The sequence below is a fragment of the Gilliamella sp. HK2 genome, from assembly GCF_001690265.1.
Lineage (GTDB): Bacteria > Pseudomonadota > Gammaproteobacteria > Enterobacterales > Orbaceae > Gilliamella > Gilliamella apicola_C.
The window spans coordinates 24,897-49,443 of record NZ_LZGV01000056.1 but is presented as its reverse complement, the minus strand read 5'-3'; the positions used below and the strand labels follow the sequence as shown (position 1 = coordinate 49,443).

The 24,547-nt window shown below is 35.9% G+C and carries 18 protein-coding genes and 1 pseudogene; 8 read left to right on the top strand and 11 right to left on the bottom strand.

Annotated elements, in window-relative coordinates:
* Nucleotides 1-102: 102 nt before the first annotated feature.
* The 3 genes from A9G45_RS04920 to glnE all read left to right on the top strand — a co-directional run bounded on the left by A9G45_RS04920 (nt 103) and on the right by glnE (nt 5,353).
* Complete coding sequence (locus A9G45_RS04920; RefSeq protein ID WP_065567465.1) at nt 103-1,047, top strand: CYTH domain-containing protein; 945 nt, start codon at nt 103-105, stop codon at nt 1,045-1,047.
* A gap of 14 nt (nt 1,048-1,061) precedes the next feature.
* Complete coding sequence (locus A9G45_RS14085; protein ID WP_141673612.1) at nt 1,062-2,054, top strand: hypothetical protein; 993 nt, start codon at nt 1,062-1,064, stop codon at nt 2,052-2,054.
* A 458-nt stretch (nt 2,055-2,512) separates the two neighbouring features.
* Nucleotides 2,513-5,353, top strand: coding sequence for a bifunctional [glutamate--ammonia ligase]-adenylyl-L-tyrosine phosphorylase/[glutamate--ammonia-ligase] adenylyltransferase (gene glnE / locus A9G45_RS04910; RefSeq protein WP_065567059.1), 2,841 nt, complete (start codon nt 2,513-2,515; stop codon nt 5,351-5,353).
* A 589-nt stretch (nt 5,354-5,942) separates the two neighbouring features.
* On the opposite strand, the gene ttcA is transcribed toward glnE, so the two are convergent.
* Both ttcA and efpL read right to left on the bottom strand, forming a co-directional pair.
* Complete coding sequence (gene ttcA, locus A9G45_RS04905; RefSeq protein ID WP_065567058.1) at nt 5,943-6,836, bottom strand: tRNA 2-thiocytidine(32) synthetase TtcA; 894 nt, start codon at nt 6,834-6,836, stop codon at nt 5,943-5,945.
* 14 nt (nt 6,837-6,850) lie between these two features.
* Nucleotides 6,851-7,423 (bottom strand): elongation factor P-like protein EfpL, encoded by a 573-nt coding sequence (gene efpL / locus A9G45_RS04900; RefSeq protein ID WP_065567057.1) that lies wholly within the window; start codon nt 7,421-7,423, stop codon nt 6,851-6,853.
* Between the two features lie 117 nt (nt 7,424-7,540).
* On the opposite strand from efpL, the gene A9G45_RS04895 reads away from it, so the two are divergent.
* Nucleotides 7,541-7,807, top strand: coding sequence for a YkgJ family cysteine cluster protein (locus A9G45_RS04895; RefSeq protein WP_065567056.1), 267 nt, complete (start codon nt 7,541-7,543; stop codon nt 7,805-7,807).
* 205 nt (nt 7,808-8,012) lie between these two features.
* Entirely contained in the window at nt 8,013-9,455 is a 1,443-nt protein-coding gene (locus A9G45_RS04890; protein WP_065567055.1) for an amino acid permease, read from the top strand.
* A gap of 111 nt (nt 9,456-9,566) precedes the next feature.
* On the opposite strand, the gene infA is transcribed toward A9G45_RS04890, so the two are convergent.
* The 6 genes and pseudogenes from infA to bamD all read right to left on the bottom strand — a co-directional run.
* Nucleotides 9,567-9,785, bottom strand: coding sequence for a translation initiation factor IF-1 (infA, locus tag A9G45_RS04885; protein WP_025315083.1), 219 nt, complete (start codon nt 9,783-9,785; stop codon nt 9,567-9,569).
* A 221-nt stretch (nt 9,786-10,006) separates the two neighbouring features.
* Complete coding sequence (gene nadD, locus A9G45_RS04880) at nt 10,007-10,660, bottom strand: nicotinate-nucleotide adenylyltransferase (RefSeq protein WP_065567054.1); 654 nt, start codon at nt 10,658-10,660, stop codon at nt 10,007-10,009.
* Nucleotides 10,654-11,658 carry a DNA polymerase III subunit delta gene (gene holA, locus A9G45_RS04875; RefSeq protein ID WP_065567053.1) on the bottom strand — a complete coding sequence of 335 codons (1,005 nt, stop codon included), beginning with the start codon at nt 11,656-11,658 and terminating at the stop codon, nt 10,654-10,656. The genes nadD and holA overlap by 7 nt, the downstream gene beginning before the upstream one ends.
* A gap of 7 nt (nt 11,659-11,665) precedes the next feature.
* Nucleotides 11,666-12,160 (bottom strand): LPS assembly lipoprotein LptE, encoded by a 495-nt coding sequence (gene lptE / locus A9G45_RS04870; RefSeq protein WP_065567052.1) that lies wholly within the window; start codon nt 12,158-12,160, stop codon nt 11,666-11,668.
* 35 nt (nt 12,161-12,195) lie between these two features.
* Nucleotides 12,196-14,778: a leucine--tRNA ligase gene (gene leuS / locus A9G45_RS04865; protein WP_065567051.1), complete on the bottom strand. Its 2,583-nt coding sequence runs from the start codon at nt 14,776-14,778 to the stop codon at nt 12,196-12,198.
* A 385-nt stretch (nt 14,779-15,163) separates the two neighbouring features.
* Nucleotides 15,164-15,886: pseudogene (gene bamD / locus A9G45_RS04860) on the bottom strand (outer membrane protein assembly factor BamD); the annotation flags it as partial.
* A 91-nt stretch (nt 15,887-15,977) separates the two neighbouring features.
* On the opposite strand from bamD, the gene rluD reads away from it, so the two are divergent.
* From rluD to A9G45_RS04845, 3 genes are all read left to right on the top strand, one after another.
* Nucleotides 15,978-16,952: a 23S rRNA pseudouridine(1911/1915/1917) synthase RluD gene (gene rluD, locus A9G45_RS04855; protein WP_065567049.1), complete on the top strand. Its 975-nt coding sequence runs from the start codon at nt 15,978-15,980 to the stop codon at nt 16,950-16,952.
* 8 nt (nt 16,953-16,960) lie between these two features.
* A complete protein-coding gene (gene pgeF, locus A9G45_RS04850; RefSeq protein WP_065567061.1) occupies nt 16,961-17,728 on the top strand; it encodes a peptidoglycan editing factor PgeF in 768 nt (255 codons plus the stop codon).
* Nucleotides 17,729-18,961: 1,233 nt separating this feature from the next.
* On the top strand, nt 18,962-20,182 hold the full coding sequence (locus A9G45_RS04845; RefSeq protein WP_065567048.1) for a hypothetical protein: 1,221 nt from the start codon (nt 18,962-18,964) through the stop codon (nt 20,180-20,182).
* A gap of 247 nt (nt 20,183-20,429) precedes the next feature.
* Here the strand turns inward: A9G45_RS04845 and mmuM are convergent, their stop codons facing one another.
* The 3 genes from mmuM to A9G45_RS04830 all read right to left on the bottom strand — a co-directional run bounded on the left by mmuM (nt 20,430) and on the right by A9G45_RS04830 (nt 24,359).
* Nucleotides 20,430-21,371 carry a homocysteine S-methyltransferase gene (gene mmuM / locus A9G45_RS04840; RefSeq protein ID WP_065567047.1) on the bottom strand — a complete coding sequence of 314 codons (942 nt, stop codon included), beginning with the start codon at nt 21,369-21,371 and terminating at the stop codon, nt 20,430-20,432.
* On the bottom strand, nt 21,361-22,761 hold the full coding sequence (gene mmuP, locus A9G45_RS04835; protein WP_065567046.1) for an S-methylmethionine permease: 1,401 nt from the start codon (nt 22,759-22,761) through the stop codon (nt 21,361-21,363). The genes mmuM and mmuP overlap by 11 nt, the downstream gene beginning before the upstream one ends.
* A gap of 92 nt (nt 22,762-22,853) precedes the next feature.
* Nucleotides 22,854-24,359 carry a DUF945 family protein gene (locus tag A9G45_RS04830; RefSeq protein ID WP_065567045.1) on the bottom strand — a complete coding sequence of 502 codons (1,506 nt, stop codon included), beginning with the start codon at nt 24,357-24,359 and terminating at the stop codon, nt 22,854-22,856.
* Nucleotides 24,360-24,547 lie beyond the last annotated feature (188 nt).

Genomic DNA, 24,547 nt, shown 5'->3' with positions numbered 1-24,547 from the left:
TTTAACTCAACTCCAAGATTCAATTTTTTAATTAATGATTAAGTATATTTCTTTAACTGTTCAATATATCATATAGCAAAATAACTAAGATAAAACAGAATAATGAGTAACGAAATCGAATTAAAATTTGAAATCAATGACAACGATATTGCTAATTTAAAATGTTTTTTGGAACAATGGGCTGATAGTGACGAAGCCGAATTTTCGGCAATATCATCAGTCAAACGACGTTCTACAAAATTCAACTTGACTAATACTTATTATGACACAAACGATCATTATTTACGTAATAACCATTGTGGTCTGCGTGTAAGAGGATGTGAAGAAAATCACCAAAAAAAGTTTGAAATTACCTTAAAGCGAGATAGAAAATCAGTGGCTGGTTTACATGAACGAATAGAATTTAATGTCAACTTACCTAACTCAGAACCTGATTTAACACTATTACCACATGCGGCATTACCTGATAATTGTAATATTGCCCAGTTACAACAAAATTTATTGCCATTGTTTAGTACTGATTTCAAACGTCAAACTTGGTTGATTTCGTTTGCAAGTAGTGAAATTGAAGTCGCTTTAGATCAAGGAGAGATTAAGTCAAACCAAAAGGTTAAAATTATTCAAGAAGTCGAACTTGAACTCAAACAGGGTAATAAACAAGATTTGCTCAATTTTGCGCTTGAATTAAGTCGATTTCATTTACATCTTTTTTCACAAAGTAAAGCCGCTAGAGGTTATTTGTTGCTTAAAAATTCACCATTGAAAAGCTGTCAGTTTGATATTAAAATGAATCAAAATTTAACGCAACTGCTCAATTTTTGGCAACAAAATGAAGAATATGCGTTAGAAACTAACAACTTAAATTTTTATCAACAAACTTTAAAGCAGATTAGTAATGTATTAGCTGATAAAAACTTATCTCTTGAACCTGAATTTACTCAATGGCAAGAGGCATTATTGTCTTTTAACTCAATAGAAAAGTTTGCTTTTAGTGAACTGAACACAAGGTTAAAACTGGCATTGATTGCGAATCTGACTCTTAATTAATGGACTAAAAATAGATGAAATTCTCTTTTTTTAAATTACCGTTCTTTTTTGTACTCTTTTATTGGATTCTTGATAGCATCTTTACGATTGGATGTTTGCTTTTTGTTAATAGTGATTTTCACAGCGATGAAGTATTGGCTTTATTTAGTTCAAATAGTTATAGTATATCATTATTAAATACCCTAATTTTAACTAATACTTTTAATCAATTAGCGAATCTGGTTCTAGTTTTTATTACTTCAGCAATAGTATTAAACCAATATTTTATTTATCGAGTCAACGCAAATAATCTTTTATATGCATTTACAATAGTACTTTTGATAATCATTGGTTTATATGCTTATCAAATTATATTTGCCCAGCAGACAGGCGTGTTTTTGAATAGTTACTTGTTGGAATCATACTTCTTTTATACCTATAGGTTTTATATAGGAATATTGCGGTTTGTTAGTTATATTTGGATATTCATGGGGATTTGTTTAGGGATAAAACTATTGCATTCGGTTTTTGTAACGGAACTGGAAATGATTGCATTGCCTACAAAGTATAGTCAAAAAATTCATTTATCTTTATTTATCTTGTTATTTAATTTTTATTATTTGGTTATTGTCTTATTCTTTTTGAATTACTTTTTACTTCCTGATTTTCTTTTCGAATCAGATATTTTTGCGATGAGTTTTCATTCAATTTTTTTACTAATATGTAATACCGTTGGCTACATTGCTTTACGCAAACAATTTACTTCTGTCGGGTCTAAACTTCAACTAAAAAATTTAGCTTTTAGTTCTGCTATTGCTTTTAGTGTAACCTTGCTACTATCTATAATTGTTTTTTTTATCAATACCTATTTTATGAATTTGGGATGGCTTGATAAGATGGTTGAATCATTGAATGATAAACAAATTTTAGCTATTGCATTCTCTTATATTATAGCATTTTTTGTTGTGTTATGTTTGATTGGTTGGCTCGTTGTTCGCAAAGTAGTAAAGATATTTTTTAGCAAATAAGATCATCATTCTATCGTATTGAACATTGATACGATAGAATTTTAAGATTTTTCTTTTATTAAATAAGCTCCATTGATGTAGCTCATCTTACAAAATAGTACACCCAAAAGTAGCGAATAAATTACCTGATGATTAGCTATCTATTAATTATGAGGGATTCCCTATTTTGTAAAAAACATTCAATATGTCTATACCGTTTAAATGGTAAAAATAATTACCTGCCTTAAATCAAAATTAACCACTTGAAGTAAATAACGAATCTTAAATAAGATACTCAATATATAGTGAATTATCTTTAAGATCTTTTGATAAAATAACAATAAAAAGCATACGTCACTATTTTTCTACAAACTTTTATTTTTTATATAAATACTATATCAATGACAAAAGTTATTTATAATAGAGGCTTATTTTGGTGATTTTACTTTTAGTAACAATATTTCTAAGAGAGTTTGCCCATGTCGGAATTTAATCTACCACTTTGCCTTTTGCTTGAACAACAAAAGCAAAAAGTTATCTCGCAACTTAAACAATGCCAGCCAGATGAAGTGCAAGCTAATCTTGATATTTTAGTACAAAGTGATTTTTTGGTGGATGCTTTTTATCGATTCCCACAGTGGCTCTCTGAGATAGCAAACAATCTACCGAAAGCCGACGAACGACAATATTACCAAAATTGGTTAACTAAAAAATTAACCTTAGTTTCGGATGAAACTGAATTGATGAAAGAATTACGGCAATTTAGGCGTTATATTTTAGTTCGATTGGCATGGTCTCAATTAACCCATATCAGTTGTGATGAGCAAATTTTATTACAATTAAGCGAGTTGGCAGAAGTGATCATTGTTACGGCTCGAGATTGGCTTTATGAACTGAGTTGTAAAGAGTGGGGCACTCCTTGTAATGCACAAGGTAAATTACAACCCTTGATAATTTTAGGGATGGGTAAACTTGGTGGTGGAGAACTTAATTTTTCGTCTGATATTGATTTGATTTTTACTTACCCAGAACATGGGCAAACGCAAGGTGGGCGACGAGAGCTTGATAATAGTGTATTCTTCACTCGATTAGGGCAACGCTTAATTAAAGCTCTTGATCAAATTACCGAAGATGGTTTTGTTTATCGTGTTGATATGCGCTTGCGCCCGCTAGGCGATGGCGGACCTTTGGTGTTAAGTTTTTCATCTATGGAAGACTACTACCAAGAGCAAGGTCGTGATTGGGAGCGTTATGCAATGGTTAAAGCTAAAATACTTGGAGATCAGCAATCGCCTTATGTTAATGAACTTTACCAAATGCTAAAACCCTTTGTGTATCGCCGTTATATCGACTTTAGCGTCTTACAGTCATTGCGTAATATGAAAAGCATGATTGAACGTGAAGTACGTCGTCGCAGTTTAAAAAATAATATTAAGCTTGGTGCTGGAGGAATTCGGGAAGTTGAGTTTATTGTGCAAGTCTTTCAGCTTATACGTGGTGGGCGAGTAGTGGGGTTACAAACCCGTTCACTGCTCACGGCTTTACAGGTTATTGAACAAGAATCATTGCTCAACACTGATGAAGTAACCGCATTACGTGAAAACTATCTTTTTTTACGCCGTTGTGAAAACTTACTGCAAGCTATTAACGATGAACAAACTCAAACCTTGCCAGATGATGAACTTGATCAGCTACGCCTAGCTAGTGGTATGGGATTGGCTAACTGGGCTGATTTTCAACGTGACTTAACTAAGCGCATGCAAGCTAATCGCAAAATATTTAATCAGCTTATTGGTGAGCATGAATCGACATTATCCACGGCAAAACAATACAATGATCAGTTCGATGATCTTTGGGTACCCGATCTACAAATAAATGATGTAAAAGCAATACTGCCATCTTATTCAGATGATGATGTAAATCAACTTTGGCAAATGCTTATACAATTTCGTGATGATATCGGTAAACGTACTATTGGTGTAAGGGGGCGTGAAATACTCGATCAATTGATGCCTAGATTATTAGAATCCATTTGTAGTGAAAAACAAGCAATAGTCATTTTATCGAGAATTTTTCCTTTACTAGTTAATATTGTTAGTCGTACTACCTATTTAGAGTTATTACTAGAATATCCAGTCGCATTAAAACAGGTGATTCGCTTATGCAGTGCATCACCAATGATCAGTGATCAACTCGCTCATTACCCCATATTGCTTGATGAACTTATTGATGTTAATTCGCTACATCAAACGATTGCACCACACGAATATAAAAGCCAACTTTATCAATATTTACTTCGTATTCAAGTGGATGATGAAGAACAACAACTTGAAGCATTACGACAATTTAAGCAAATGCAATTACTCCATATTGCTACCGCAGATGTTGAACATGTATTAACCACCATGAAAGTCAGTGATCACCTAACCTATGTGGCCGAAGCATTACTCGATTTTGTTATACAAATGGCGTGGAATCAAATAACCGCCCGTTATGGTCAGCCAGAACATTTATCTGCTAATGACAAAGGATTAGTTGTTGTTGCTTATGGCAAATTAGGTGGCTGGGAGCTAGGTTATGGTTCCGATCTTGATTTAGTCTTTTTACACGATTGCCCAGTAAACAGCATGACCAAAGGCGAAAAACAGATCGACAGTCGTCAATTTTATTTGCGTTTAGTACAACGAATTATTCACCTATTTAATGTACGTACTAGCTTTGGTATTTTATATGAAGTCGATGTAAGGCTCCGCCCTCAGGGAAATGCTGGGTTACTTGCGTGTAGCTTAAATTCATTTGAGGATTACCAGATGAATGAAGCTTGGACTTGGGAACATCAAGCATTAGTACGAGCCAGAGCCGTATATGGCGAAAGCGAATTAATAAAACGTTTTAACCAAATTCGTCATAATATACTTTGTAAAAAGCGAGATCAAAATACCTTAAAAACAGAAGTTCGGCAAATGCGCGAAAAAATGAGAACCCACCTTAGCACATCACACACGCATTTGTTTAATTTAAAAATTGATGAAGGGGGGATTGGTGATATTGAATTTTTATCGCAATATCTTGTACTTAATTATGCTTATCAATACCCAAAAATGACAACATGGAGCGACAACGTTCGTATTTTAGAACTCGCAACAAATTACCAAATTATGGATAGCAACGAAGCCCAGCAACTAACACAAGCTTATATTGACATGCGCAATAAAATTCATCAATTGGCATTACAAGCTTTACCAAGTACTGTTGATGATTCGCAATTCAGTCAAGTAAAAAATATTGTTAATCAAAGCTGGCGTAAGTGGTTAATGTAGTGAGTAAAATATTATTATTTTGTTACTTTCAACGATGAGACGAGGCTCGTAGTCAAAAGCGGAGAAAAGCTTTAAGTCATTTATCATGATACCCTCGCAACGGCTAGAATGAGAAAGCTCATCATGGGGGATGAATTGTTTACCTTTGAACCGCGATATTTGATTAGGTAATATTTTATAGTAATGAAAATAAAGAAGCTTGTTATTTTCGATTATTTCGCCATGAAATAAAGCAATAATAAAATACTAAAGGAGGGGGATTTTGCAAGCATTTGTGAAAAATGTTGTTTTAATATTATTAATGGCTGAAAATTTTAGCTGCCAGTAATGGATAGATTAAATAATTGTTTTTAAAAAGGCTTAATTTCAAATAATCCAATAAACTTTTTAAAACTATTACTTTGTACAGAGCAACTGAATTTGTAAGATTTTTACTCAATCGCATGTATTATCTACGTATATATTCACTAAAATTTCTTCACAACGGTAAAGTTTTAAAACATGTTGAGTGATATTAATAAAAATAAATGCCACATTAGTGGCATTCATGAGGAAGCGGTGTGAGTCTACAATATTAAGTATTAAGCCACTATTTTGCTTCTTTCCACAAAATCAGATCCTGATCTTCAAGATCTGAAGCATCAAAGCTGATTGGTGCGATATCTTCGCGGTCAAAAGCGATGTCACCACCATTGATAGCACTATCACCTTTTTGAATCCCTTTAAAATCAAATAAATTAGTATCACATAAATGGGATAGGGTGATATTTTGTGTGGCTCGAAACATGGTTTCTATCCGGCCAGGAAACTTCCTATCCCACTCATTTAGCATTTCTTTAATGACTTGTCTTTGTAAGTTGGGTTGTGAACCACAAAGATTACAAGGAATAATCGGGAATTGCTTAATTTGCGCATATTTAGCAATATCTTTTTCTTTACAGTAAGCCAGCGGTCGGATAATGATATGTTCACCCGAATCATTCATTAACTTAGGGGGCATTGCTTTAAGTTTGCCACCATAGAACATATTTAAAAACAGTGTTTCTAATATATCATCACGATGATGCCCAAGCGCAATTTTAGTTGCGCCAAGCCCGGTCGCAGTGCGATATAAAATTCCCCGACGAAGGCGTGAGCATAAAGAACAAGTTGTTTTGCCTTCAGGGATTTTTTCTTTAACAATGCCATAGGTATTTTCTTGGACGATTTTATACTCAATACCAAGCGAATTTAAATACTCTGGTAAAACGTGTTCGGGAAAACCAGGTTGTTTCTGATCTAAATTAACCGCAATTAATTCGAAATTTATTGGGGCACTGATTTTTAAATTAATAAGAATATCAAGCAAAGTATAACTATCTTTACCACCTGATAGGCAAACCATAATACGATCGCCTTGTTCGATCATATTAAAATCAGCGATTGCTTCGCCCGTTAGGCGACGCAATCGTTTATGTAGTTTATTTTGATTATATGTATTCATCACAATCTTATTAGTTATTCCGCTCGGCTCATATAGCGACGCTCAGCGATGTGAATTTTGACTTTTTCATTATTATCAATATACTCAGGAACTTGAATAACAAGACCCGTTGATAATGTTGCAGGTTTAGTTCGTGCGCTTGCTGAAGCGCCTTTAATACTTGGCGAAGTTTCAACAATTTCTAAATCGACAGTTTGTGGTAGCTCTAATGCGATGACTTCGTCGTCCGCCATTAATACTTGAATTCCATCCATTCCGCCCTCAGGAATAAATAAAAGCTCATCTTCAATTTGTTCTTTTTTGAAAATAAATGATGTGTAATCTTCATTATCCATAAACACATATTCATCCCCATCAACATAAGAAAAACTAACAGGACGGCGAGACAGTTCAATGGTTTCGAGGATATCATCTCCTTTAAATCGTTCTTCGACTTTGCCGCCATTTTTGACGTCAGTAAAACGCATTTTATAAAGCGTACTGGCACCACGAGCACTAGGGCTTTGAACATCAATATCTTTAACGAGTAATAATTTGCCATTATAGGTGACTGCATCGCCACGTTTTATTTCATTTGCTTTAGCCATAATATTTTCTTCGCGATTATTAAAAATAGAGTTAAAAAATTAACTCGCTATTTTAACGCTAACTTGTTATTGTCACCAACTAAATTTATTAATAAGCTTTAAATTAAAGGAAAAATGATGGCAAATTTATTTCAATGTCGAGAAAATTGTGGTGCTTGTTGTATTGCACCATCAATTTCTTCTCATATTCCTAGTATGCCTAATGGTAAAATAGCTGGTATTGCTTGTATTCATTTAGGTGAAGATTTTAAATGCCAGCTATTCGGGCTTGCATCAAGACCATCGGTTTGTGAGCGGTTACAACCCTGTTACGAGATGTGCGGTGATAATCGTGAGCAAGCATTGGATTATTTAACTCAATTAGAACAACTTACACGTGGGTAAGTATTGCTTCTATTTAACAAATGAGATTTATTATTAAAATTATTTATCTCGTCATGCTTTTTTTTTGATACACTTCTGCGCATTTTATTTTATCTGTAATGATTAATATAAATTTTGAGCTGCCAGTTGACAGCTAAGAATGTAACGTGCTGAAAATACGTATACGCTATAAAATTGACTCTCTTTAATAAAGAAGAATATTGCTATGAAAAATAAATTAAAACGAGATTTAAAGGCTCGTCATTTAACCATGATTGCCATTGGTGGTTCCATTGGTACAGGATTATTTGTTGCATCTGGTGCAACAGTTGCGCAGGCAGGCCCAGGAGGGGCACTACTTTCTTATGCCATTATCGGCTTAATGGTTTACTTTTTAATGACAAGTTTGGGTGAATTGGCTGCTTACCTTCCCGTTTCAGGAACATTTGCAACTTATGGATCACGTTATGTCGATGAGGCATTTGGTTTTGCTATTGGCTGGAATTATTGGTACAACTGGGCAATTACTGTTGCGGTTGACTTAGTTGCAGCGCAATTGGTAATCTCATATTGGATAGATTTAGGCAGTTATAGTTGGCTTTGGAGCTTTCTATTTTTAAGCATTATCTTTTGCCTTAACTATATTTCGGTTAAAGGCTTTGGTGAAGCAGAATTTTGGTTTTCACTAATTAAAGTTGTCACTGTTGTTATTTTTATTGCTGTTGGGTTGCTCATGATTGTCGGTATTTTGGGTGGAGCGCAAGGTGCAGGTTGGCACAATTGGCAAGTAGGTGACGCTCCGTTTGTTGGTGGATTTTCATCAATGATTGGCGTAGCTATGGTGGTTGGGTTTTCGTTCCAAGGCACAGAGCTAATAGGTATTGCTGCGGGTGAATCAAGCTCTCCAGAAAAAAACATTCCTAAAGCAATGAAACAAGTATTTTGGCGAATCTTGTTATTTTATATCTTTGCAATCTTAGTCATTAGTTTAATTATTCCATATACTGATCCTAATTTGTTGCGCAATAATGAAACCGACATTAGTGTAAGCCCATTTACTTTAGTATTCCAAAATGCAGGGTTACTGTCAGCTGCGGCATTAATGAATGCTGTTATTTTGACATCAGTTCTTTCTGCTGGTAATTCAGGATTGTATGCGTCAACTCGAATGCTTTATGCCTTAGCTAAAGAAGGTAAGGCTCCGAAAATTTTTGGAAAATTATCGTCATCAGGGGTGCCTAGAGTGGCGCTACTAGTCACGACATTTGTCGCTATGCTTTGTTTCTTAACCTCTATGTACAAAGATCAAGAAGTTTATCTGTGGTTGCTGAACATGTCGGGTATGACGGGCTTTATTGCTTGGCTTGGTATCGCCATTAGCCATTATCGTTTTAGAAAAGGTTATATGGCTCAAGGTCATGATCTTAATAAATTACCATATCGCTCAAACTTATTCCCATTGGGGCCTATTTTTGCTTTTGTACTATGTTTGATTATTACTTTAGGTCAGAATTACGAAGCATTCTTACAAGACACCATTGACTGGAATGGCGTGATTGCAACCTATATTGGTTTACCGCTATTTTTAGTGATTTATTTTAGTTACAAAATAGTCAAAAAGACAAAATGGATTAAATACGATCAAATGAACTTTTCTAAAGAAGATTAAATCGCTTGTTTAAATTTATCACTCATCCGTCGACAAAGGTCGACGGATTTTTTATTAAAAAAGAGATAAATAAACCGTTATATTTTTAAATAGGTTATTTAGATAACGATATTAGCGACTACGGAAGATGATACGTGCTTTAGATAGATCGTAAGGCGTCATTTCAACAGTAACTTTATCGCCAGTGAGAATACGAATATAATTTTTTCGCATCTTACCAGAAATATGTGCAGTAACGACATGACCATTTTCAAGTTCAACACGAAACATCGTGTTTGGAAGTGTATCAAGTATGGTACCTTGCATTTCAATGTTATCTTCTTTTGCCATTGGGGCCTCTTAATAATAAATACAAATTAAATATACTTAATTGATTTGCCATGTAAAGTGCTTGATGACAAAACAATAATGTTACACTTTCATCTTACCTTATCGGTATTTGATGAGAAGCCTAACAAGCTAAGTATAAACACAAAAAAACTGAGTTTAGAATATATAAATACAGCGGCGAAATAATGCCGAAAAAACTGTCAGATGTAAAGCCCTTTCTACTATTTCTTTACGTTATAAAGTCTTTGTTGATGAATATAGTGCCATACTTGAGGTGGCAATAACTTTTCACAACGTGCTTGGTTGTTAATATTTCGCCTAATTTCCGTTGCTGAAATATCTTCAAGTGGTGTATGCGCAAAAAAGATATAACCATGAGGAGAGTCATGTAATTGTTGAACTTTGGTTGTGCTATGTTCATCAATCCATTGTTGTAGCTCAATGTTATTGGTATTTTGTGCATAACCTGGCCTACGGCAAATTAACAAATGGCAGTAATCGAGCAGTGTTTTCCATTTGTTCCAAGTTGGCAAGCTCAATAATGAATCTTGCCCCATAATAAACGCCAGTCCATTACTATTTCCATTTTCTTCTCGCCACGCTTGAAGTGTTTCAATAGTGTAAGAAGGGCGTTTTGATGCTTTAGGAACGATCTCTCTTACATCTAACGCAAATAAAGGCAAATCTTCGATAGCTAATTTTAACATTGCTAAACGCTGTTCAGTATTGGCCTCGGGTTGAGGTTTATGAGGTGGAATATGATTAGGCAATAAACTAATTTGCTTTAACCCCACTTCGTTTGCTAATGAAATAGCAGGGCGAAGATGTCCATAATGGATTGGATCAAAAGTCCCTCCTAGTAATGCGCTCAACATCTATCTAACCCCATAAATTGCATCGATAAATTAAATATTTCGTCCCATATTTGAATTTGATTATCATGTTTTAGACTGATTTCAATTTCAGTCAGTTTGGCTAGTAAATTAAACACGCTTTTAATATCGCAACGATTTAAATAATTGGTATAAATCGCTCTTTTATTTTGCCAAATTTTATATTCATCAAAAACCTGTTTTAAAGTTTTTTGCTGTAATCCTTTTTTTAAATTAATGATCAGTATTAGCTCACGTTGAATAATCCGCAACAAGATTAATGGCTCAAATTCATTCATCTTTAACTGCTGTAAAATATGCATAGCCCTTTTTGTTTTATTGGCCATTAATGCATCAGTCCAATGATAGGGCGTAAATATTGCTGAATCATTAATATTACTTTCGACTTCGTCATAAGAAATGATGTGATCGGGATACAACAATTTTAGCTGTGCAATAATTTGCGTTAATGCAAGCAAATTGCCCTCATAATAATAGCAAAGTAGATCTATTGCTTTAGGCTCAATAGCAATTTGTTGTTGCTGTAAATGATTTTTAACCCATTGTGGTAGTTGTAAGGTATCAGGAGTGGCACAATTGACAACGACTAATTTATCCGATAAAGCTTTATACCAAATTGCATTTTCTTGTGTTTTAGTCATTTTATTGAGCGTGATTATCAGTGCAATATCAGGCGTTAAAATCTCGCTGAGCGTATTAAGTTTAGCGGTAATGCCTGCATTTAATGAATTCTCACCAAAATCAAGCAGAAGCAAAGTGTTGCTTGAAAATAAATTCATTGCTTGACAGCAATCAAAAATGGCTATCCAATCAGTTTGATTATCAATAACAAACGTAAGCTGTTCATCAAAGCCAGCAAGTTTAAAAGCGTTTCGTAACTCAGTTTGCGTATAATGCTGTAAATAAGGATCACTACCTAAAATCAAATAATAAGGTGATCCTAATTTATGGCTAATTTGATCGGCACTAATTTTAATCATGATAACGTTAATTTACCGCATCAATTGATTTTAATTTACGAATAATTTGTTTAGCAGCCTCTTTAAACATCTCGTTTTCAATTAAATCTTGCTCGACCGTTTTCGCTAGTGCTTCAGATGGATTATCAAAGAACGTTCTAAATACACGAACACTAATTGGGTATGTCTGTTGACCAGCAATAACAACTTGTGCTTCAACAGCTAAGACTAATTGATATTCGGCAGCTTTACCATCCTGATAAATCGAAATGGTATTGCGACTTAGATTTTCGCTTATCATTCTTAGCGATGGCAATGGCTCTGAAGCATTATTATTGGCTAGAGTCACTTGGTTATCGTGCAATAACTCTTTAATATCGCGAGACAGGCGGCCATAAGGATCATAACTTACATAAGACATCGTTTTGAAACGTTCAGGTACTTCTGGCTCATGCTGCAGATGAAATCCACATCCTGTTAAGGATATTGTTAATAACATAATGAATGCTAAATATTTTCTCATACTTATAACCGCCTAAATTGAGTTATCAAACAATATTAACCAACAACAAGGTTTAACAATTTACCCGGTACGTAAATCACCTTACGGATAGCAACATCGATCAAATATTTTTGGATGTTAGGCTCTTGTTTTGCTTGTGCCATAACAAAATCTTGATCGGCATTAGCTGGCACAGTAAATTTACCGCGAACTTTACCATTAATTTGCACAACAATGAGCTTTTCATCTTCAACCATTGCCGATTCATCAGCGATAGGCCATGTAGTGTTATCGATCGATTCGCTATGGCCTAAAGCTTGCCACATAACAAAACAGGCGTGAGGCATCATAGGGTAAAGTAATCGAACAATTGCATTTAATGCCTCATCCATTAGAGCTCGATCTTGCTCGGTTTCTTGTGGCGCTTTTTGTAAGCGATTCATAAACTCCATCACAGCAGCAATAGCCGTATTAAAGGTTTGTCTACGGCCAATATCATCACTCACTTTCGCAATGGTTTTATGTAATTCACGACGTAATGTTTTTTGTTCGCTATTTAAACTTGCAATATCAAGTTTAGCTGTTTGTCCCTTTTGGGCATGTTCGTAAACTAAACGCCAGACACGTTTAATAAATCGGTTAGCACCTTCAACGCCAGACTCTTGCCATTCCAGTGTCATATCAGCAGGCGAAGCAAACATCATAAACAACCGAACGGTATCCGCACCGTATTTTTCAACCATTTCTTGTGGATCGATACCATTATTTTTCGATTTTGACATCTTCGTCATGCCAGCATGAACAAGCTCATTACCTTTACTGTCAATGGCTTTAGCAATACGTCCTTTCTCATCACGTTCAATGGTGACTTCAGTTGGTGAGACCCAAATACGTTCATTCGTTGGGCTTGTGTAGTAAAATGCATCTGCTAATACCATGCCTTGGCATAGCAAGCGTTTTGCTGGTTCGTCTGATGATACCAAACCAAAATCACGCATTAATTTATGGAAGAATCTAAAATAAAGTAAATGCATAATAGCATGTTCAATGCCGCCGACATACTGATCAACAGGTAACCAATAGTTTGCCGCGTTTTCATCTAACATGCCTTTGTCATAGTGTGGGCAAGTATAACGAGCATAATACCAAGATGATTCCATAAAAGTATCAAAAGTATCAGTTTCACGCAGTGCGTTTTGTCCGTTTACAGTTGTTTTTGCCCAGTTAGGATCGGCCTTAATCGGGCTAGTAATGCCATTCATTTCGACATCTTCAGGTAAAATAACTGGTAATTGATCTGCTGGAGTAGGGATGGTTGTACCATCTTCAAGTGTCACCATTGGAATTGGCGCCCCCCAATAGCGTTGGCGTGAAACACCCCAGTCGCGTAAACGGTAGTTAACTTTACGTTGACCAATACCCAATCCTATTAGCTTATCAGCAATGGCATTGAATGCTTGTTCAAAATTAAGGCCATCAAACTCACCAGAATTAAATAGGATCCCATGCTCAGTATAGGCTTGCTCAGATACATCAGGTGCATTGCCGTCTTGGTTTAAAATAACGGAGTTAATTGGCAAGTTATATTTAGAAGCAAACTCATAATCACGCTCGTCATGGGCTGGAACCGCCATTACTGCACCAGTGCCATATTCAATTAACACAAAATTGGCAATCCAAACAGGGACTTTTTTGCCTGTTAAAGGGTGAATAGCATAAAAACCAGTCGCAATACCTTTCTTTTCCATGGTTGCCATATCGGCTTCGGCTGTTTTAGTGTTTTTACATTCAGCGACAAACTCGGCAATTTTAGGATCGTTTTTGGCTGCTAATTGAGCAAGCGGATGCTCTGCGGCAACGGAGACAAAGCTAACGCCCATTAACGTATCAGGGCGTGTTGTGTAGACGCGTAACTTATCAGCGTAATTTTCAACAGCAAAATCAAATTCGACCCCTTCAGAACGACCAATCCAATTGCGTTGCATGGTTTTAACTTGCTCTGGCCAACTTTCTAATGTGTCTAGATCATTAAGCAATTCTTCGGCATAAGCAGTAATTTTAATAAACCATTGCGGGATCTCTTTACGCTCAACAGGGGTGTTACAACGCCAGCAGCAACCTTCAACCACTTGCTCATTAGCAAGAACCGTTTGATCGTTAGGGCACCAGTTAACTGCTGAGGTTTTTTTATAAACTAAGCCTTTTTCAAATAGTTTAGTGAAGAACCATTGTTCCCATTTATAGTATTCGGGACGACAAGTGGTCACTTCACGATCCCAATCATAACCAAAGCCTAAAAGCTGTAATTGCTTTTTCATATAAGCAATATTTTCATAAGTCCATTTTGCAGGTGCAGTATTATTTTTAACAGCAGCACCTTCAGCAGGCAAACCAAACGCATCCCAACCGATAGGTTGTAGTACATTTTTTCCGTTTAAGCGCTGATAACGTGAAATGGTATCACCAATGGTATAGTTACGAACATGGCCAAGATGCAAGCGCCCAGAAGGGTAAGGGAGCATTGATAAGCAGTAGTACTTCTCTTTTGATGGATCTTCAGTAACGTGAAAGGTTTTATTTTCTTGCCAGTGTTTTTGTACAGTGGCTTCGATTTCATCAGGGCGATATTGTTCTTGCATGACGAGTTAATGTCCTATCTATTATTGCTAATAAAAATATGTCGCTAATTGTATTGGTTATTGATTCGTTTTACAAATGATATATGAATTGGTGCATTGATTTTTGTCATGATGAATTTAAATCACTACAATCAATTTAGAATAATAAGTGATAAGTTAAAGAAGATATTTTTGCTGAGATCTAATTAATAAGCTATAGTCATTTAAGCTGATTGGTTATAACCAGAAAAAACAATTGCTATTTAATAAAATGTAAATAGCAATTAATATTAGGTAAAATTATCAATTGGTGGGCTGTCAAATTCAAAACAGCCTAACCGCCATTAAAAATGCTAGTAAAATATGATAAGAATGAACGTTGCTCTTCTTTCGGCATGTTGTGAAGATTTGCTTGGATCAGTGTATCAACTTTTTGGGTTTCGTTCACTAAGCCTAGTTCATTATAAGCATTACGCATTAATAGCAATGCTTTTTTAGTCGAGTCGGTATCAGGGAACATCGTTAACATATCTGTCACACGATTAATTACCGCTACATAAGCACCGCGTTTAGTATAGAACTGCGCTATTTTCAACTGATAGCGGGCTAATCTGTTTTTCAAAAATACAAGGCGTTTTTGTGCATCGGCAGTATAGGGGCTGTTTGGAAAACTAGATACTAAGTAATTAAAGTCTTTAAATGCAGCAGCTGCATAATCTGCATCGCGGTCTGAGCGATCAACATTAAACCAGCCTTGAATCATATTATCGTCTTGTGCCATATTTGAAATGCCACGCATATAAATAATCCAATCTACATTAGGGTGCGTTGGATTTAATTTTAAAAATCGGTCGATTGAGGCAATCGCTAACGGAAAATCGGCAGACTTGTAGTAAGCATAAATTAAATCAAGTTGTACTTGTTGAGAATAAGGACCAAATGGATAATTTTTGTCCATAGCCTCTAATATAGCAATACTGGATTTAATATTACCATTTTCAAGATCTGATTTCGCTTTATTATGAAGCTCAATTTCAGGCACATTTTCAACATCAGGTTTAGATGATGTACATCCAATTAACATGCCACTTAAAGCGATAGCTAACAAAGAGTGTAAACGCAATTTCATTCAGTTTTAATCCAAATATAATTAAACATTAAAAGCTATGATTGGTATATAATACTCTAAAACAAAACAGCTTAAAATAGATAAATTACACATGCACGAGTTAAAATTATCAACTGAAATAGAACAAAACCAGCTAGGAATGCGTTTAGATCAAGCATTATCAGCACTTTTCCCTGATTACTCACGATCTAGAATAAAAGATTGGATTGTCAATAATAAAGTCACTGTCAACAATGTGATCGTCAATAAACCCAAAGAAAGAGTACTGGGTGGTGAAAAAATAATAATCAATGCCGAAATTGAAGAAGAAAACCATCACCAACCTGAAAATATAAAACTCGATGTAGTTTATGAAGATGACGATATTTTAGTGATCAACAAACCTCGAGATTTAGTGGTACATCCTGGCGCAGGTAACCCTAATGGTACAGTGCTCAATGCCTTGCTCTACCATTATCCAGAAATATCCCGAGTGCCACGCGCGGGAATAGTGCATCGGCTTGATAAAGATACCACGGGCTTAATGGTTGTTGCTAAAACTATTACTGCTCAAACGCACTTAGTTGAAGCGCTCCAACTACGCGAAATCACGCGCGAATACGAAGCTGTTGCTATGGGTATTATAACCGCAGGTGGCACAGTGGATCAGCCTATCACACGTCATCCAACTAAACGAACTCACATGGCTGTTTTTCCAACTGGCAAACCCGCTGTTACACATTATCGAGTGATGGAAAAATATCGCTTGCACACACGCTTACGCTTAAGACTAGAAACAGGGCGAACTCATCAAATCCGAGTTCATATGGCCCATATTGCGCACCCATTAATTGGCGATCCTCTTTATGGTGGGCGTCCAAGGCCGCCAAAAGGTGCTAGCGACTTATTTATTCAAACGCTTCGTGATTTTGATAGGCAAGCACTACATGCTACCATGTTGCGATTATTCCACCCAATTACAGGTGAACTGATGGAATGGCATGCGCCTATTCCTGATGATATGCAAAAATTGATTCAAGCATTGCAACAAGATACTGAACAACATAAAGATGAACTTGATTGGTGATAAATATGATTAAATCGATTTACCCATATTGGACGGCGCCAAAAAATATTCGTGCCTTTACTACAACACGTAGTGGCGGTGTTAGCTTAGCATCATTTGCAAGTTTAAATATGGGTGATCGAACGGGGGATAACGTAGAAGATGTTGCGGAAAATCGCCGTCGCATTATGCAAGCGGAACAAATACCTAGCGAACCGCATTGGCTAATACAAACCCACAGCACCACAGTACTTGATATCTCACAAATGCCATTACAACCGCCAACAGCTAACATCGATTTGAATCAAACACTTGAAGCCGATGCGTCATATACTAATCAACCCAAACAAGTTAGTGTAGTACTAACCGCAGACTGTATGCCTGTATTATTTTGCACAACAAATGGTGACGAAGTCGCCGCAACCCATGCAGGTTGGCGAGGATTATGTAATGGCATATTAGAAGAAACGGTTAAGAAATTTGCCAGCTCGCCAGCAAATATCATTGCTTGGTTAGGCCCTACTATCAGTGCCAAAAAGTTTGAAGTCGGTATTGAAGTCAAACAGCAATTTGAAAAAGTCGATAAAAAAGCACAATTTGCGTTCAAATTAATCAATCCTACAGAACAAAAGTACCTAGCCGACCTTTATTTAATTGCTAAACAGCGCTTACAAATGATGGGAATAACGCAAATTTTTGGTGGCGATTATTGCACTTATATTGAGCAAGATAAATTCTTTTCGTACCGCCGTGAAAACAGAACTGGCAGAATGGCATCAATGATTTGGTTTGAGTAAAAAGCAATCAAAACAGCTCTTATACTGTCGATGACATGTTTTGATGTCGAATAGGGCACGGCATGAGCCTTTGTAGGCAAAAGCTGTTGATTTTTATAAAAATAAAAACTTCAATAAAATCAATGGTTTTTCTGAATGATTTTTTAAGGGTAAAAAGACTTTTTTGGGGTGGATTTTGGTTTCGGATGTTTTAAGATTTGAGGATATAATAAGCAACTGATGATGGCGTTTAGCAAGGCATTTTATGCGAAATCCTCCAGTACTCACACATGGTGCAAAATGTGGTCTACTTATAGTTACTCGTATCATCCATGATGCTTGGCTTTTCAAGGGCATTTTCGTTATACTCAGATGTTCAACTTTTTTTGGGAGAATTTAGACCACCGTTGCCACTTGAGTTAACGCACCAGCCCTGATTTATTTCTGACAAAATTATTCCCAATCAAGTAATCCTCGCCAAACATCCTTGTTTAGCGTGCTAAACTCGCTTTGCTGGTAGCACATTCTGATACCGAATAAGGCAGGGCGTTAGCCTTTGTCGATAAAAAACGTTGATTTTTATAAAAAAATAAAATAAAAACTTCAATAAAATCAATGGGTTTTCTGACTGTTTTTTAAGGGGAAAATGTTTATTTTGAGGGAGATTTTCGGGCGTTTTCATCAATAGCAAGAAGAACAAGTTTTATTGGCAAATGTAAAATGCTCTTAAAATAATGATAATAGAATACTTCATCCCAAGAATTTGTCGATGCACTCAAAACACAAAACACTAGCGTTTTAACCTTTCTAAAATTTGTGCTGTTTTTATAAACAAAATTTACAAAAAACAATCTAAAAATACACAAAAAAGTAGCGAAAAAAATTTTAGTAATTATAATTTATTTGATCAAAAAACGGATCGAACAAGCGATATTATACGCAGAATAAGTGATTAATATAAAATAAAACAAAACATTATGTAATAGGAAAAACGTAATGCAGTATTCTTTTAGTCCTCAGTATTGGCTGTTCTTGGTCTTCAATCTTTTAGCTAGTCTCAAAAATTACTTTTATATATGCAATTTAATTAAACCCACAACATTAAACTTTTCGTTAAGGCAAAAATGGTTATTGTTACCGTGGCTGTTGTTATGTTCATTGACTGCACAGGCACTATCGGCAAAAAGCACGAACATTATAGAGGGTAGTGCGCCGTATTTGACATTCGACGGTGGGCGGACAAAGGCCACAAATATGGATATGTTGTTAAGTATCAAGTTATCAGACGATCGAGTTTTTACTCCTCAAACAAATACTTCAAGTGCCAAGAATCCTATCAGGTTACCTAATGTTGGTGAGAGTTTTGCTAACATTGACATGTTTGTGCCAGTTAATACCAATTCAATCGCTTTAAACTCACTTATCGGCCCGCCTAATAATTATTGGCGTGATGATGATGGTGACGGTCAAGGCGTTAATGAGGTTAGTGCGACTGGAGCGCTAACCGTCTCAATTACGGATAAAAATAACCAATTAGTAGCGCGTAATAAGGTATTAACAGCACATGATGCTCCTTATAAAGTAACATTAGCCAATACTAGTGGCACTTTAAGTACACGCTACGGTGTTCCTAATAGTAGTCCCTTTAACGCTAGTAGCGCAACCTATTATATTAGCCCAAAGGTATCACCGCAGGTGAGCTTTGTACGTCCTTATTTAAAATATGGTAATGGAGAGAATGCGGGGCCACCATCCATATGGAATCCTGAGAAGGGTTTTCTCGTTCAGTCTACTAACCCATCATCTTATGATTTAAACTTTCCTACTACTGGGGCACATTATTTGTTCTTTGATTTAGATATTGTTGGTAGTGAACCGTTATCATGGGATTCTGTCACCCATAGTGGCATTACTGCAATAATGACGCCTGATCTATCAGGTACAAGCGTACGCGTCACTTTAATTGGCCCTCACGCTACTTCAACGGAGTGGAATTCAAGTTCTCCAGGTAATATACTTCGCCCGTCTTTACCTGCAACATTCGAGTTAGTCGGCCGAGATAGTGGTGGTAACGCCGTTATCAAGTATGGATTTGTATTAAAGCAGTGGTTCGTCAACCGTGGAAGTAAATATGATTCGGCTTCTAATCAAGAAGCTTGGTGTAATAGCATAGGTTATAGTCTGCCTAGGGTAAGAGATTTAACTAATGCGAGTGATTTGTATGGTGATGGCTTCATTGGTGCTACTCCTTCTTCTTCAGATAATTATTACCAGCGCCACATTAATGCTGGCTTTTTCACCGAGTGGGGTAGCATGGGCTCTTACCCGAGTGCTCGTTTTACCTACTACGGTTGCTGGACTAGTGACACGGCGGGTAGCTCTCAGTTCGATGTGTTATCGAACATTGGTGAAGTCAGCAAGGGCGAACCGAAAAGCAATCGTTTTGTTGTTTGCGCTTCGTCCCTTAGACCTTAGTCCTTATTTTTTAATCCTTGGACGTGAGGAGATAGCGCAAATAGGGTTAAGTCGCTAGTGAATAATTGCATTGTCAAAAGTAAACTCCGAACTTACGAAGCGGGCGGGTAAACTAAACTAAAGCATTTGGTTGCGTAAGCAACCAAATTGCTCAAAACCACACTATCTCTCAAAATAAAATCTTTTTACTCTTAAAAAATCAGTCAGAAAACGTATTGATTTTATTAGCTTTTTATTTTTATAAAAATCAATCTCCCTTTAATAACGCTACAATTTGCTTAATATCACTCGGTGTTGTTTGACAACAACCGCCAATTAATTTAGCCCCTAATTTAATCCAAGTCGGTAATTGATTGCTAAACGTACAATTATGTTGATGGTTTTTATGCCATTGTTTGGTAGTTGGATCGTATTGTTCGCCTGAATTTGGGTAGACTATTAGCGGCTTAGTGGTAAGTTTATTTAGTACCTCTAATGCTGGGGTGACGTTTTCTAATGCAATACAGTTAATGCCAATACTGACAATTTGCTCGATATTGTTTAAATAGTTGATAACTTGTGATAATGGTGTGCCATCACTAAGGTGCTTTGAGTCTTTTAGCGTTAATGAAAACCAACATGCCATTGTCGGGAATTGTGCGATAAGTGTAGTTAATGCTTTGATTTCTGCAAATGAAGGTAGGGTTTCACAAGCAAGAATATCAACTTTCGCTTCAATCAATGCTTGAATTCTGTCTTGATGAAAAGCAATAAAAGCCTCTTTATCAAGATGATAATCGCCTGTGTATTCTGAACCATTGGCAAGATATGCGCCGTAAGGCCCCACTGATCCGGCTATTAATAAAAGTTTGTTTTGTTTGGTATCCGTTAAATACTGTTGTTTAGCTTGTTTTGCAAGTTCAACGCTGGTTTTAATTAGTTTGATAGATTCATCAAGCGCAATGCCTTTTTGGGAAAATCCTAATGGCGTGGCTTGATAGCTGGCGGTGATTGCGCAATTCGCACCAGCTTTAAAATAATCATAATGGACTTGGCGGATTAATTCTGGTTTTTCAATTAATATTTTTGCCGACCATAAACTATCGTTAAGATCGCATCCGCGGCGTTGTAGTTCACTAGCCAGCGCGCCATCAATAATAATGTGTTTTTTTTGCTTTAAGAGCGAGTGAATTAAATTATTATTGGTCATATTTTGTCACTCGCTTTTGGTAGGTTTGGGTAAAGTGGTGGGCAATAAAGCAAACAATCACAAATGGAATACCACAATAAAGCGCTATGCGTTGTTGAGGATCGAAAGCTAAGCCAATGCAGGCAATCAAACATAAAATAAAACCTAAAATTGGCACAAGTGGATAAAATGGTGCTTTATATTTTAGTGTGTTTTGTTCGGTTGTAGATAATTGCTTTCTAAAAAAGTAATGTGAAGCGCAAATGCTTAACCAAACAGCGACAACGGCAAAGCCTGAAATAGCTGTTAATGCCACAAATACGGTATTAGGAGCGATAACGCTTGTGAGCAATGCAAGTAATCCGCCTAACATACTCATTGTGATAGCAAATGCGGGAATACCATCTTTGGTCAGTTTGCTAAAGCATTTGGGTAATGTTCCTTGATTGGATAGCGACCATAGCATACGTCCTGATGCATAAAGGCCTGAATTAGCAGCAGATAAAATTGCAGTTAAAATCACAAAGTTAAGCATATCAGCAGCATAAGGCAGGCCAATGTTTTCAAAAACAGTGACAAAAGGGCTTTTTATCACGCCTGCTTGTTCCATTGGTAAAAGAGCCGCAAGAACAAAAATTGTGCCAATAAAGAATATAATAAGCCGTAAAATAGTGGTTTTGATAGCTAATGGGATGGTTTTTTCTGGTTGTTGGGTTTCGCCTGCTGCAATGCCTATTAATTCAGTACCTGAAAAGGCAAAATTGACTGATACCATCGTCATAATAATCGGAGTGATGCCGTTAGGAAACCAACCATTATCGGTAATATTGTGCAAAAATGGGGCTGGCATGTTGTCTTTCATTGGGATAATGCCAAAAATGGCTGCTGCACCAGCAATAATAAAAATGACAATAGTAAGCACTTTGATAATTGAAAACCAAAATTCACTTTCAGCAAAAAATTGTGCAGTTATAATGTTTAATTTAAAGATCACAATGCAAAATATTAAACACCAAATCCAGATTGAAACAGAAGGGAACCAATATTGCATACATAAACCTGCTGCAGTTAGGCTTGAGCCCAGTGCAACAGTCCAAGTTAGCCAATATAGCCACGCAACAGTATAACCTGTGCCTGGGCTAATAAAACGTGATGCATAAGTGTGAAAAGCGCCTGTTTCGGGCATGGCAACCGCTAGCTCTCCAAGGCATAACATAACTAAATAAACCACTAGTGCGCCAATTAAATAAGCAATAATTGTGCCGATAGCACCAGCGGTTGCAATAATATATCCAGTATTAAAAAATAAACCAGTACCAATTACACCACCGAGTGATAGCATAATTAAATGCCTAGTTTTCATGGTTCGTTTGAACTGGTTTTTATTTGATGCGTTGACCTGAGTATTCATAAGAATGTTTTATTCGGTTAGTTTAAATCACATTCCGCCAATAAAACTGGCGGAATAATTAGGAAGTTAATTGAATTTATATTGATAATTTACTAAAGACTATTTAAAAATGCTTTTTTAGTCATTGTCTTATCATTTACCTTGACGTTGTCAAGGGCACGAGAATATTCAATGTCGGTGAATATACCTTGTTTACCGTCTTTACTGAAATTAACTATTGGTGAATTATATAAAATGCTCATCATGTCTAGATTCGAGATTGCTTTATTAATTTGTTCTGGTGTGACGTTATCGGTATTTGGATGTTCTATTTGTGCTGAAATACGTCCTAATACATCAAATGGTGCGCTAAGCTGTAGTTTTAAATGATCTATTTTATCAACATTATTATTTTCTAATGCATCTTTGCCTATATCTTTTACATCCATCACAAAATTGAAATTGATATCTCCACCCGCGTTGTGCCAATTAAATTTGTTTAGTGAAAATTTTGTATGAACTGGGCGACTGCTATCAATAATTTCATCAAAGTCTTCAAGGCTAAATTGATCAGAAAATAGATCTTTATCGGCACCTTGGAAATTAAAGTCTAATGATACTTTTCCTAGATTTTGTTGTCCCCACAGAATTGAATCTATGCTACTAAATAATGAAACATCTACGGTATTAGCATTATTTAATGTGCTTTTTTGGTTTACAATCATGTTATTGATTACGACCGGTTGAACTTTTGAAAATGAAGCGATAGCAAAGGTGAATGCTAATTTATCGATGCTACTTTGTGTATCACCATTTTGGTTTTTGTAGTTAAAATTACCTTTTGATTGGAAATTATCAATATTAACCGTACTTTTTGTTATGCCATCTAGCGTGTATTTAGCATGTCCAATATTAAATTGGTATTCAAAGTCTTCTAGTGTGTTAAGTGGTTTTAGCGATACATTAACATCTTTCAAACTATAATTGTTATCATCTGAAATGTAATCTAATTTATCCAATTGCACTTTAGCTTTCACGTCGGTAGCATCCGCATAGCCACTGAAGGTATAACTCCCATTACTTACATTGAGTAAGCCATTATCGATGGTGGGTATTTCGCTTTGTGTGACTTGAATTGCTTTATTGGCTAATTTAAGCGTGATATATTCGCCATAGCTTATTCCTATATGTCCAGCAATAAATGGTTGATTACCAGCAAGTTTCCAAAGTGTTGGATTGCTTTGTTCTGTCATTTCGTATTCTAGCCAAGCTTTTTGTGGGGCAAATGTCCCTTTAGCAAGCGCTGCAATAGGGAAAGGACCATGGTGGATGGTTATATCATCGTCAAATAAGGTTTTAGGCTTAGCATTTTCATCTAAGGTATTTTGAGGTGATACTGTTACAGTTAAATGTAATTTAGTTGAAAATATATTTTTTTCATAATTGCTTTTCATTACTGACACTGTAAAATCATCTTGAAATTCGTTAATTTTGGCTGTTATTTGTGCTAATTGATTATCGATATTATTTTCAATGATATTACCTGTTTGCCATGCTATGCCTACGTAGGCAACGCCTAATACAGCAACGATTCCTATTGCAAGTGTTGTTTTTTTCATTATGAGTCTCTTAGTTATTTTTGCTAAATTTAATATATTATTTTGATAATTTTAATCGATTTATACCTTATAGGCGATATTTTTTTAATATATTGAAAAATATTTATTTCTATATTTATTTCTATTTAGTTTACATGCCTTGTTTATATACGAATGTAAAGTGCCTAAATAGGCATGATTAAATTTGC